Origin of the sequence: Microbacterium sp. MMO-113, from assembly GCF_037148555.1 — a bacterium.
GTDB lineage: Bacteria > Actinomycetota > Actinomycetes > Actinomycetales > Microbacteriaceae > Microbacterium.
Genome location: NZ_JBBCTD010000001.1, coordinates 232,463 through 244,026, shown reverse-complemented (window position 1 = coordinate 244,026; position 11,564 = coordinate 232,463). Strand labels below are relative to the sequence as shown.

Sequence of the window (11,564 nt, the reverse complement as noted above, 5' to 3'; positions counted from 1 at the left end):
CCTCCCTTCCCTAGTTATTCTAGGTGAACTAGAACAACTGTACCAACCCTCCAGACGTCTTCGCGGGGACTCGGCGCATCCTCCACACTGACCTCATGCGCATCACGCCCCGACGCCTCGCCCTCGGCATGAGCCTCTGGATCCCCAACCTGTGCAGCGGCATCCGCGTCCGCCGGTTCAGCGACGACTGGACCCACGCGACCGTGGAGCTGCATGTGAACCTCCTCACCCGCAACTACGTCAAGACGGCGTTCGGGGGGTCGATGTCGGCGATGACCGACCCGTACTTCTTCATGCTCGTCATGCACCAGCTCGGGCGGGACTACGTCGTGTGGGACACCCGTGGCGAGATCGAGTTCCTCAAGCCGGGTCGCGGGGTGCTGACCGCGGAGTTCGAGGTGACGCGGGAGAAGGCGGAGGAGCTCCGGCAGCGCGCCCACGGCGGCGCGAAGGTGCTGGAGTGGTTCGAGACCGTCATCACCGATCGTGACGGGGACGTCGTGGCGACCGTGCGCCGCGAGGTCTACATCCGTGAGAAGAAGCGCGTCACCGCGTCCCGCGGCTGACGCGTCACCGGCCGTTCACCCCGGCGTGGGACGATGACCGGATGCTCCTCGCCCGCCGCCTGACGCTGCCGGATGCCGTCGCCATCGGCCTCGGATCGATGATCGGCGCCGGCGTGTTCGCGGTCTGGGGTCCGGCCGTCGACGTCGCCGGGAACGCGACGCTCGTCGCCCTCGTCATCGCCGCCGCGGTCGCCTACGCCAACGCCACCGCCTCCGCACAGCTCGCGGCCGTCCACCCCGTCGCCGGTGGCACGTACGCCTATGCGCGAGCGGAGATCGGACCGTGGTGGGGCTTCGTCGCCGGCTGGAGCTTCGTGATCGGCAAGATCGCGAGCTGCGCCGCCATGGCCATGACCTTCGCCGCCTACGCCGCTCCCGCGGGGTGGCAGACCCCGGTCGCCGTGATCGCCGTCGCCGCGCTCGCGGTCGTGAACTGCCTGGGTGTGACACGGACGGCGCTGGCGACCCGGATCCTCGTGACCTGCTCGCTGCTCGGCCTCTCGGTCGTGGTCGCGGTCGGCCTCGGCGCCGCGCCGACCGCCTCCCCCGCGCCCCTCCCCGACACGACCGTGTACGGCGTGCTCCAGGGCGCCGGACTGCTGTTCTTCGCCTTCGCCGGCTACGCCCGGATCGCGACCATGGGCGAGGAGGTGGTGGACCCCGCGCGCACGATCCCGCGCGCCATCGTGCTCGCCCTCGGCGGTGCCGTCGTCGTCTACGCGCTCGTCGGCGTCGTCGTGCTCCTCGTGCTCGGCGGCGCCGTCAGCGGAGCGGCCGCACCCCTGGCCGACGTCCTCACCGCCGCCGGCTGGTCCGCGTTCGCCCCCGTCGTGCGGATCGCCGCGGCCGCCGCGTCCCTCGGCGCACTGCTCGCCCTGCTCACCGGCATCGGGCGCACGACCCTCGCCATGGCGCGAGAGAGCGATCTCCCACGGTTCCTCGCGCGAATCGACGAGCGCCATCAGGTGCCGCGCCGCGCCGAGATCGCCCTCGCGGTCATCGTGATCGCACTCGTGCTCGTCGGGGATCTCCGAGAGGTGATCGGGTTCTCGTCCTTCGGCGTGCTGCTGTACTACCTCATCGCGAACGCCGCCGCCTTCCGCCAGCGCGGCGCGGCCCGACGATACCCCCGGGCACTGCAGGTGGGCGGCGCCCTCGGCTGTCTCGTGCTCGTGAGCACCCTTCCCGCCCTCGCCTCGCTGGTCGGCATGGGCGTCGTGCTGCTCGGGGTCGCCGGTCGGGCGCTGCGGATACGACGGCAGCAGCAGCGCGCCTGATCGCCTCAGCCGGAGACCCTGGTGCGATAGTCCCGCGGCGGCAGACCGAGGACGGCCGCGAAATCGCGCGTGAGATGGGCGTGGTCGGCGTACCCCAACGCGGCGGCGAGCGCCGTCAGGTCCGTCTCCGGCTCCTCGCGGAGGCGCTGCGCCGCCTCCTGCAGCCGGCGGCGGCGGATGATGGCGCCCGGCGAGAGCCCGACGGTGCGGTGCGTGAGCCGCTGCAGCGTGCGCACCGAGAGCGCGAGTCGGGTCGCCGCCTCCTCCGGCGTCAGCGCCGCCCGCTCCCCCAGGAGGACGTCGAGCATCACGTTCGCCTGCCGCCCCGCCGCGCTCACCGGTCCGACCCGCTGCGACAGCCACGCGGCGAAGACCGCGACGGCGCGCTCCCGTCGCCCGTCTGCGCGCCGCATCGCCGTCGTCACCGCCGCGTGCAGATCGGGGGCGTCGAAGGAGCGCTCCGCGTCGACGAGCTGCGCTGCGGCGTCGGTGAGCGCGGGGACGGCGGCAGGGCGCAGCAGCGCGCCGACGGCCCAGCCCGCACCCCGCAGCTCCCTCGTCGACGCGCGGGTCGTGGCGCCCGAGATCGACACGCCCTCCGGGGCGACGACGAGGTTGACGGCCGGATACGAGACGATCTCCTGCCGCGACACCTCGCCCTCCGGAAGGCTCCACTCCGGGATCCAGAACCAGGAGACGAGCGCGGCGGCCTCTGCGGGCGGGGGCAGCCGATGGAACGAGGGCAGCCGCGCGGGATAGAGCACTCCGCGCGTCCGGTCGACCATGGCCCCAGCGTAGGACGCGCCACCGACGCCACGGCCCCGAGGGCGTGTCGCGGATCTTCAAGCGCCGGGCGCCCTCCCCCGTCTACCGTGGCCGCATGACCGAACAGACACCTCCGGCCGGCGTGACCGGCGCGCACACGACCGACGGCCGCCCGCACAGCGCGACCTCGCTCACCCCCTTCCTCGCGATCCCCGACGCCGCCCGTGCCGTCGAGTTCTACCGGGACGTCTTCGGCGCCCGCGTGGTCGACGTCACGGAGTTCGGCGGTGTCGTCGCGCATGCCGACCTCGACTTCGGACTCGGACGGCTCCAGCTCGGCGAGCCCAGCCCCGAGTATCACCTCGTGCCCGCGCCTTCCGGCGACGACGACTGCTACTCGATGGGCCTGTACGTGCCCGACGTGGACGCCGTGGTCGCGCGCGCCGTCGCGGCGGGGGCGACCGTTCGCGAGGCGCCGTCCGTGTTCGTCTCCGGCGACCGCTACGCCAGCATCCGCGACCCGTTCGGCGTGCGGTGGTCGATCATGACCCGCGTGGAGGATCTCTCCGACGAGGAGAGCGCACGACGGGTCGCGGAGTGGGCGGCCTCGTTCAGCGCGGCGCCGGAGAACGCCGAGAGCTGAGCGCGACCAGGGCGGCCCGCTCGACGGCCGGCAGCAGCGCCTCCGCGGTGCGGCGGTAGCCGAGGGCGCTCGGATGGAAGCGGTCGAGGCTGAACATCTCCTCCGGCTCGTCGAAGAACATCGGGCCGACAGCCCGCCGCAGGTCCACCGTCTCCGCTCCTTCGCGGTCCGCGGCCTCCGCCTGCACCTCGGCCAGCCGTCGCGACAGACCGGAGGCGATGCGGCGCAGGGGCTGCGGCACCGCGCGCAGGGCGCCGAGGTCGGGGCAGGTGCCGACGACGACGCGGGCACCGCGAGCCTGCAGGCGGACGATGGCCTCGCGCAGGTGGCGGGCCGACTCCGCTGCCGGAAGGCGGTGGGTGACGTCGTTGCCGCCGACCACGACCACGGCGACGTCCGGGCGATAGTCCGCGGGGAGGCGGGAGAGCTGCCCGGCGAGATCCCGCGACTCCGCGCCCACGACCGCGGCGGTGCGCAGCCGCACCGGACGCCCGAGTCGGCGGGCCGTCGCCTTCGCGAGCCGCGCCCCGAGGGTCTCCTTCCGCCGTGCCGCTCCCAGGCCGGCAGCGAGGGAGTCGCCCAGGAGCAGGAGGTCGAGCGGCTCGCCCTCGAGCCCCGGGCGCCAGACGCGATCCGCGTCGAGCGACTGCTCTCCCAGCGGCTTCCCGATGCGCCGCCGCGCGACGGCGGCCTGCCGGTCGAGCACCGCGCGGGCGCCCACGACGAGCGCGGCGGCGAGCGCGGCCAGGGTCAGCAGGGGTAGACGACGCACGGCGCGATTCCAGCCGACCGCCGTGAACGTCCGGTGAACGCCTCGTCCCGACGGGGGCGAATCAGGCCAGCGTCTTCACCTCGAGCTCGCCGTCGCCGGGGCGCACGCTCGCGAAGTGGGTGTAGCCGTCCGCGGCGGAGCGCTCCAGCAGCGCCTTGAGGTTCTTCGTGCGCTGTTCGAGGCGGACCCGCGCGCCCTTCGCGACGAGGGCCGTCTTGTGCGCCACGAGCTCCGCGACGGGGACGGCCGCGTCGTGGACGAGCACGATCGCCTGCGCCGCGGTGGCCGGGTCCGTCGAGACGAGGTCGACCAGGCGCTCGAACCCGAGGGAGAAGCCCACCGCCGGCACGTCCTGCTGGAGGAACCGGCCGATCATGCCGTCGTACCGTCCTCCACCGCCGAGCGAGTACGTGACGGACGGGTGCGCGAGTTCGAAGATCGTCCCCGTGTAATACCCCATGCCGCGCACGAGGAACGGGTCGAACACGAGCGGGGTGTCGTCCTGCCCGCGGCCCGCCGCGACCGCCTCGCCGATGCCGACGAGGTGGGCGACGAGCTCGTCGGGTGCGTCGTCCGGGAGCGCCTTGCGGATCTGGCGGTCGCCGAACGGGTGGTACTCGAGGGTCTGCGGGCGACCGAGGAAGGCCTGGAACGCGTCGACCGCGGTCGTCGTGGCCCCGCGCTCGCGGAGCTCGGCGGCCACGCCCTCGGGCCCGATCTTGTCGAGCTTGTCGATCGTGATCAGCACCTGCGGGCGCTCATCCTCGGTGAACCCGAAGTGCCCCAGCATCCACTCCAGCACGCGGCGGTCGTTGATCCGCACGCTCGCGCCCTCCAGCCCCAGGGCGTCGACGGCGTCGAGCGAGGCGGCCAGCAGCTCGGCCTCGGCGCGAGCGGACGCGTCGCCGATGATGTCGATGTCGCACTGGACGAACTGGCGGTAGCGCCCCTTCTGCGGACGCTCGGCCCGCCAGACGGGACCGATCTGGATGGACCGGAAGACGCCGGGGAGCTGTCCCCGGTTGCTCGCGTAGAAGCGGGCGAGAGGCACCGTCAGGTCGTAGCGCAGGCCGAGGTCGGAGAGCTCCGCGGGATCGTCGGCGGCGGCGCGGACGGCCTCCGCATCCAGGCCGCGGCGCAGGATGTTGAACGACAGCTTCTCGTTGTCGCCGCCGATGCCGGCATGCAGCCGGTCGTACTCCTCGACCACGGGGGTCTCGATCTCGTCGAATCCGTGCGCGCGATAGCGGTCGCGGATGACGGAGAGCACCCGCTCACGGCGGGCCTTGTCGGCGGGGAGGAAGTCGCGCATGCCGCGCGGCGCGTTCACGGTAGCCACCCGTCCATCTTCCCAGGTCGACGGCGGTGCCCGTGTCGTATCAACCGGCCTCGGCGGCGCGGACCTCGTCCTCCAGGCGCGTCAGCCGTTCCCGGAGGGCGCGCTCCGCGTCCCAGCCCTCGGCCCGAGCGGTGTCCACGAGGGCGAGGAGGGCATCGCCGAGCTCCTCCTCCGACGACGGGCGCAGGGCGGACGGCGGCGCGGGCACCACGCCGACACCGGCGGCACGACCCGACATCTTCTGCGCACGCGCGAGGGCGGGCATCGCGCGCGGGATCCCGTCGAGCACGCTGCGGCGGGTGCGCTTCTCCGCCGCCTTCGCCGCGTTCCAGTGCACGAGCACCTCCTCCGGCGTCTCCGCGACCTCGTCGCCGAACACGTGCGGATGCCGCCGCACCATCTTCTCGGTGAGCGTGCGGGCGACGTCGTCGATGTCGAACGGGTCATCCGGATCCTGTGCCGCGATGGCGGCATGGAACAGCACCTGCCACAGCAGATCGCCCAGCTCCTCGCGGAGGTCGGCGCGCGAGCCGTCCTCGACCGCGTCGATCACCTCGTGCGACTCCTCGACGAGGTACGGCACGAGATCACGGTGAGTGATGCGTTGCGACCACACGCACCGCTCCCGCACCGCACGCATGGTCTCCGCGGCCGCGCGCAGCGGATCGGCGATGTCCTCGGGGCGCTGGTGATCGCTGGTCATGCTTCCTCCGGACTCCGGCTCAGGCGGGGATGGGCGCAGCGCGACGGTACCACCGGGCGCGCAGGGTGACGACGATGCCGGAGAGGATCAGTGCGAGGAGCGAGCCCACGAGGACGCCGAGGATCGCCTGGTCGCGGATGACCGCGTCGCCCTCGAAAGCGAGGTTGGCGAGCAGGAGCGAGACGGTGAATCCGATGCCGCCCAGGGCGCCGGCGGCGAGGAGGTCCGCGAAGGGCAGGGCCGGGTCGGCTCCCTTCGGACGGATGCGCATGGCGAGCCAGCCGAACAGGGAGATACCGACGATCTTCCCCACCGGCAGGGCCACCACGATCGCCCAGAACGCCGGGGAGAGGGCCATCGGCGAGACGGCGGGGATGACGACGAAGGCTGCCACGAAGGCGAAGAGCGGCAGGATCGCGCCGTTCACGGTCGGCTCCAGCGCATGCCGGGTGCGTCCGGCGGGTATCGGCGCCATGACGAGGCCGAGCATCACGCCGGCGATGGTCGCGTGGATGCCGGACGAGGCGACGAGGCCCCACGTGACGACGCCGACGACGGCCATCGCGACCGCGACGAGCGTGTGTCCGGTGGCGTGCAGCAGGCGGCTCAGCAGCCAGAACACCGCCACCCCGACGATCGCGAGCCCGAACAGGAGCCACTGCACGTCGTGCGCGAAGAGCACCGCGATGAAGATGATGCCGATGATGTCGTCGAGGATCGCGAGGGCCAGCAGGAACACCCGCACCCGGGACGGGAGTCCTCGTCCGAACATCGCCAGCACGCCGAGCGCGAAGGCGATGTCGGTGGCGGTCGGGATCGGCCAGCCGGACGCCGTCTCCGGCCCTCCCGCGATCAGCAGGTACACGAGGATCGGCACGAGCACGCCGCCGGTCGCCGCGATGGCCGGCTGCACGGCCTTCCGCGGGGAGTCGAGCTCGCCGTGGGTGAGCTCGTGCCGCAGCTCGATCGCCACGACGAGGAAGAAGATCGCGAGCAGGCCGTCCGACACCCAGTGCGCGATCGAGAGGTCCAGCGCCGTCCCCGGGACCGCGAGATGCGTCTCCAGCAGTCCGGCGATCGCGTCGTGCGTGGGCAGGTTCGCGAAGAGGAGGCCGAGACCGGCGGCCACGAGCAGGAGGACGGCGGGGAACTGCTGCCCGCGGAGGGGGTTCGCTGTGATGCGCATCCCGTCCATCGTAGGCCGGGATGTCACACGGTCGTCATGCGTGCGGGACACCCCGATCCACCCGGCTACTCTCGGAGGGTGACCCCCGATTCCCCCGCTTTCTCCGAGCCGACGCCCACCGAGGCCATCCGCGTGATCGGTCGTTTCGAAGCCGGTCGCGGCATCCCCGATGCCATGCGCTCCGACGTGCGGATGCTGGGCCAGCTCCTCGGCCAGGTGCTCCGCGAAGCCGGCGGCGACGACCTCTTCGAGGACGTCGAGCGCCTGCGCCTCGCGACCATCCAGGCCTACGAGGACCACAGCTCCGACGCGTTCGACCGCGCCGCGGCGATCGCCGACTCCTTCACGATCGCCCGCGCCGACGAGGTCGCCCGGGCGTTCACCTGCTACTTCCACCTCGTGAACCTCGCCGAGGAGCACCAGCGCGTGCGCGTGCTCCGGGAGCGGGCGGGGCAGGCCCCTTCGACAGGCTCAGGGGCCCAGGCGACGGACACGGTCGCAGGGGCGTACGCCCGGCTGCGCGAGGAGGTCGGCGACGACGAGGCCCGTCGTCGTCTGGACGGCCTGCGCTTCCACCCCGTCTTCACGGCCCACCCGACCGAGGCCCGCCGCCGTGCGGTCTCGTCGAGCATCCGCCGGCTCTCCGAGCTGCTCACCCAGCACGACGCGGCCAGCGCAGGCGGCTCCGAGGAGCACCGCGCCCGCCGCCGGATGCTCGAGGAGATCGACACCCTGTGGCGCACGGCGCCGCTGCGCGCGCAGAAGCCCTCCCCGACCGACGAGGTCCGCACCGTCATGGGCGTCTTCGACGAGACGCTGTTCACCACCGTCCCCCACGTCTACCGCCGGATCGACGACGCCCTCCGCGGCGAGGAGTCCGGCGCCAGCGCCCCGGTCGTCCCGGCGTTCGTGCGGATCGGCTCCTGGGTCGGCGGCGACCGCGACGGCAACCCGTTCGTCACCGCCGCGGTCACCCGCGAGGCGTCGCAGATCGCCTCCGACCACGTGCTCCGCGGCCTCGAGCGGGCGCTCGACCGGATCGGCCGCACCCTCACGCTCGCCGCGGACGACACGCCGCCCAGCGCCGAGGTCGCCGCGCTCTGGGAGCGTTTCGCCGCCACGGAGCCGACGGCCGCCGACGAGCTCGCGGCCCGCTCCCCTGACGAGCCGCACCGCCGGGTCGTCCTCGTCATGGCCCGCCGCGTGGCGGCCACGCGCCGCGGAGACGACGAGGGCTACACGGGTCCGGACGAGCTGCTCGCGGAGCTGCGCGCCGTGCAGTCCTCCCTCGTCGCCGCCGGAGCCCGCCGCCACGCATTCGGCGGCGTGCAGCATCTGATCTGGCAGGTCGAGACCTACGGCTTCCACCTCACGGAGCTCGAGGTCCGTCAGCACTCCCAGGTGCACGCGAAGGCCCTGGCCGAGCTCGAGGCCGGCGGTCCGATCAGCACGCAGACCGAGGAGGTGCTGGAGGTGTTCCGCGCGATCGCGGACATCCAGCGCGACCGCGGTCTCCGCGCCGCGGGTCGCTACGTCGTCTCCTTCACGCAGGCGGCCTCCGACCTCGCGAACGTGTACGAGCTGGCCCGTCATGCGCTCGGCGACGACGCCCCGGTGCTCGACGTCGTGCCCCTGTTCGAGACCTTCGCCGACCTCCAGGCCGCCCCGGGGATCCTCGCCGTGGCCGTGACCTTCCCGGAGTTCCGCGAGCGGATGGCCGCGACCGGCAACCGACTGGAGGTCATGCTCGGCTACTCCGACTCCTCCAAGGACGTCGGGCCCGTCGCCGCGAACCTCGCGCTGTACACGGCGCAGGAGAAGATCGCCCGCTGGGCGCAGGAGTCCGGCATCGAGCTGACCCTCTTCCACGGCCGCGGCGGTGCGCTCGGCCGTGGCGGCGGCCCCGCCAACTCCGCGATCCTCGCGCAGCCCCCGCACTCCGTCGACGGTCGGTTCAAGCTCACCGAGCAGGGCGAGGTCATCTTCGCCCGCTACGGCGAGCCCGCGATCGCGATGCGGCACATCGACCAGGTCGCCGCCGCGACGCTGCTGGCCTCCTCCCCCACGGTCGAGGAGCGCACGAGCCGCGCGGCCACCCGCTACGCCGACGTCGCCGCGACCATGGACGCCGCCTCCCGCGAGCGGTTCTTCGCGCTCGTCAAGGCCGAGGGCTTCGCCCCGTGGTTCGCCACCGTGACCCCGATGGAGGAGATCGGCCTGCTCGCGCTCGGCTCGCGTCCCGCCCGCCGCGGCCTCTCGGTGGAGTCGCTGGAAGACCTCAGGGCCATCCCCTGGGTGTTCGCCTGGACGCAGGCCCGCATCAACCTCGCCGGCTGGTTCGGCCTCGGCACCGCGCTCGAGGCCGTCGGCGACGAGGAACTGCTCACGGAGGCCTACCGCGAGTGGCCGCTGCTGCGCACGATGGTCGACAACGTCGCGATGAGCCTCGCCAAGACCGACGAGCGCATCGCCCGGCAGTACCTCGCCCTCGGCGACCGCGACGACCTCGCTGCCCTGGTGCTCGACGAGCTCGCGCTCACGCGGCGCTGGGTCATCCGTCTCACCGGAGGCGAGGGCCTGCTGGAGAACAAGCCCGTGCTGCAGCGCGCCGTGCAGCTGCGCAGCCCGTACGTCGACGCCCTCTCGCTCCTGCAGCTGCGGGCGCTCCGCGCGCTCCGGTCGGCACCGGAGCAGCCGGAGGGCTCGGGAGCCGACGCCGAACAGCAGCGCCTGCTCCTCCTCTCCGTCAGCGGGGTCGCCGCCGGCCTGCAGAACACCGGGTAACCCCGGCCGCTCCACCGTGTGCGCGGAGGCCCTCGTCGCCGACGCTAGAGTGAAACCTCCGCCTCACCCGGCTCTGCTTTCGCGCGCGACACGATCGCCCGCACCCCATCCCCCATCAGAAAGCCCTCCCGCGTGACCGTCACCACCCCCACCGACTTCCACCCGCTCGCCGACTCCGTGCAGCCCGTCTTCGACACGGTGCTGGCCCGCAGCCCGCACGAGCCGGAGTTCCACCAGGCTGTCCACGAGGTGCTGCACTCCATCGCCCCGGTGCTGGAGCGCCACCCGGAATACGTGGACGGCGGGATCCTGGAGCGCCTGGTCGAGCCGGAACGGCAGATCATGTTCCGCGTGCCGTGGGTCGACGACGCCGGGAAGCTGCAGGTCAACCGCGGCTACCGCATCCAGTTCTCCTCCGTGCTCGGTCCCTACAAGGGCGGCCTGCGGTTCCACCCCTCGGTCAACCTGTCGATCATCAAGTTCCTCGGGTTCGAGCAGATCTTCAAGAACGCCCTCACCGGTCAGGGCATCGGCGGCGGCAAGGGCGGCTCCGACTTCGACCCGCACGGCAAGTCCGACGCCGAGGTCATGCGGTTCTGCCAGTCGTTCATGAACGAGCTCTACCGGCACCTCGGCGAGCACACCGACGTCCCCGCGGGCGACATCGGCGTCGGCGGCCGCGAGATCGGCTACCTGTTCGGCCAGTACCGCAAGGTCACCAACCGGCACGAGTCCGGCATGTTCACGGGCAAGGGCACCGGCTGGGGCGGCGCCGAGGTGCGGACCGAGGCCACCGGCTACGGCGCCGTGTTCTTCGCGCAGGAGATGCTCGGCGTGCACGGCGACTCCCTCGACGGCAAGCGCGTCGGCATCTCGGGCTCCGGCAACGTGGCGATCTACGCGATCCAGAAGGCCGCCCAGCTCGGCGCGACCGCGGTGACGGCGTCCGACTCCTCCGGCTACGTCGTCGACGACGCGGGCATCGACCTCGACCTGCTGCGTCAGCTCAAGGAGGTCGAGCGCGCCCGCATCGTCGAGTACGCGAACCGCCGCCCGAGCGCCCGGTTCGTGGAGAGCGGCAGCGTGTGGGAGGTGCCCGTCGACATCGCGGTGCCCTCCGCTACCCAGAACGAGGTCAGCCTCGCCGATGCGGAGGCCCTGATCGCGAACGGCGTGCGTGCCGTGTCCGAGGGTGCCAACATGCCGTGCGTCCCCGAGGCCGTCGAGGCCTTCCAGAAGGCCGGAGTGCTGTTCGCCCCTGGCAAGGCCGCGAACGCCGGCGGTGTGGCGACCTCGGCCCTGGAGATGAGCCAGAACGCGTCGCGGCAGCGCTGGAGCTTCGGCGACAGCGAGAACAAGCTCCGCGAGATCATGGGCGACATCCACCGCGCCGCCTTCGAGGCCGCGGAGCGCCACGGCGTCCCCGGCGACTACGTCGCGGGGGCCAACATCGCCGGCTTCGAGCGCGTCGCTGCGGCGATGCTCGCCCAGGGCGTCATCTAACCCGTTCGAATCGCCTGAATGGTCCC

The 11,564-nt window shown here is 72.7% G+C and carries 10 protein-coding genes; 5 read left to right on the top strand and 5 right to left on the bottom strand.

Annotated elements, in window-relative coordinates:
* Positions 1-95 precede the first annotated feature (95 nt).
* Entirely contained in the window at positions 96-566 is a 471-nt protein-coding gene (locus WFJ36_RS01105) for a PaaI family thioesterase (RefSeq protein ID WP_071328137.1), read from the top strand.
* 41 nt (positions 567-607) lie between these two features.
* Complete coding sequence (locus WFJ36_RS01100; RefSeq protein ID WP_336642472.1) at positions 608-1,843, top strand: APC family permease; 1,236 nt, start codon at positions 608-610, stop codon at positions 1,841-1,843.
* Positions 1,844-1,848: 5 nt separating this feature from the next.
* Here the strand turns inward: WFJ36_RS01100 and WFJ36_RS01095 are convergent, their stop codons facing one another.
* Complete coding sequence (locus WFJ36_RS01095) at positions 1,849-2,628, bottom strand: AraC family transcriptional regulator (protein WP_292788946.1); 780 nt, start codon at positions 2,626-2,628, stop codon at positions 1,849-1,851.
* Positions 2,629-2,723: 95 nt separating this feature from the next.
* Between WFJ36_RS01095 and WFJ36_RS01090 the strand changes: the two genes are divergently transcribed.
* Entirely contained in the window at positions 2,724-3,251 is a 528-nt protein-coding gene (locus tag WFJ36_RS01090; protein WP_071328710.1) for a VOC family protein, read from the top strand.
* Here the strand turns inward: WFJ36_RS01090 and WFJ36_RS01085 are convergent.
* From WFJ36_RS01085 to nhaA, 4 genes are all read right to left on the bottom strand, one after another.
* Entirely contained in the window at positions 3,220-4,023 is an 804-nt protein-coding gene (locus WFJ36_RS01085) for an SGNH/GDSL hydrolase family protein (protein ID WP_336642471.1), read from the bottom strand. The genes WFJ36_RS01090 and WFJ36_RS01085 overlap by 32 nt on opposite strands.
* Positions 4,024-4,084: 61 nt before the next feature.
* Positions 4,085-5,335 (bottom strand): histidine--tRNA ligase, encoded by a 1,251-nt coding sequence (gene hisS / locus WFJ36_RS01080; RefSeq protein WP_336642956.1) that lies wholly within the window; start codon positions 5,333-5,335, stop codon positions 4,085-4,087.
* A 67-nt stretch (positions 5,336-5,402) separates the two neighbouring features.
* Complete coding sequence (locus WFJ36_RS01075; RefSeq protein WP_292788938.1) at positions 5,403-6,065, bottom strand: MazG family protein; 663 nt, start codon at positions 6,063-6,065, stop codon at positions 5,403-5,405.
* A gap of 19 nt (positions 6,066-6,084) precedes the next feature.
* Positions 6,085-7,251 carry a Na+/H+ antiporter NhaA gene (nhaA, locus tag WFJ36_RS01070; protein WP_336642470.1) on the bottom strand — a complete coding sequence of 389 codons (1,167 nt, stop codon included), beginning with the start codon at positions 7,249-7,251 and terminating at the stop codon, positions 6,085-6,087.
* Positions 7,252-7,287: 36 nt separating this feature from the next.
* Here nhaA and WFJ36_RS01065 point away from each other — a divergent pair, with 36 nt between their 5' ends.
* Entirely contained in the window at positions 7,288-10,035 is a 2,748-nt protein-coding gene (locus tag WFJ36_RS01065) for a phosphoenolpyruvate carboxylase (RefSeq protein WP_442927801.1), read from the top strand.
* A gap of 132 nt (positions 10,036-10,167) precedes the next feature.
* Positions 10,168-11,538 (top strand): NADP-specific glutamate dehydrogenase, encoded by a 1,371-nt coding sequence (gene gdhA, locus WFJ36_RS01060; RefSeq protein ID WP_071328131.1) that lies wholly within the window; start codon positions 10,168-10,170, stop codon positions 11,536-11,538.
* Positions 11,539-11,564: the final 26 nt, after the last annotated feature.

Bases quoted from the DNA above. Each gene is read 5' to 3' on its own strand.
- WFJ36_RS01105 (WP_071328137.1), top strand. From the start codon at position 96: ATGCGCATCACGCCCCGACGCCTCGCCCTCGGCATGAGCCTCTGGATC.
- WFJ36_RS01100 (WP_336642472.1), top strand. From the start codon at position 608: ATGCTCCTCGCCCGCCGCCTGACGCTGCCGGATGCCGTCGCCATCGGC.
- WFJ36_RS01095 (WP_292788946.1), bottom strand. From the start codon at position 2,628: ATGGTCGACCGGACGCGCGGAGTGCTCTATCCCGCGCGGCTGCCCTCG.
- WFJ36_RS01090 (WP_071328710.1), top strand. From the start codon at position 2,724: ATGACCGAACAGACACCTCCGGCCGGCGTGACCGGCGCGCACACGACC.
- hisS (WP_336642956.1), bottom strand. From the start codon at position 5,335: ATGCGCGACTTCCTCCCCGCCGACAAGGCCCGCCGTGAGCGGGTGCTC.
- WFJ36_RS01075 (WP_292788938.1), bottom strand. From the start codon at position 6,065: ATGACCAGCGATCACCAGCGCCCCGAGGACATCGCCGATCCGCTGCGC.
- nhaA (WP_336642470.1), bottom strand. From the start codon at position 7,251: ATGCGCATCACAGCGAACCCCCTCCGCGGGCAGCAGTTCCCCGCCGTC.
- WFJ36_RS01065 (WP_442927801.1), top strand. From the start codon at position 7,288: ATGCGTGCGGGACACCCCGATCCACCCGGCTACTCTCGGAGGGTGACC.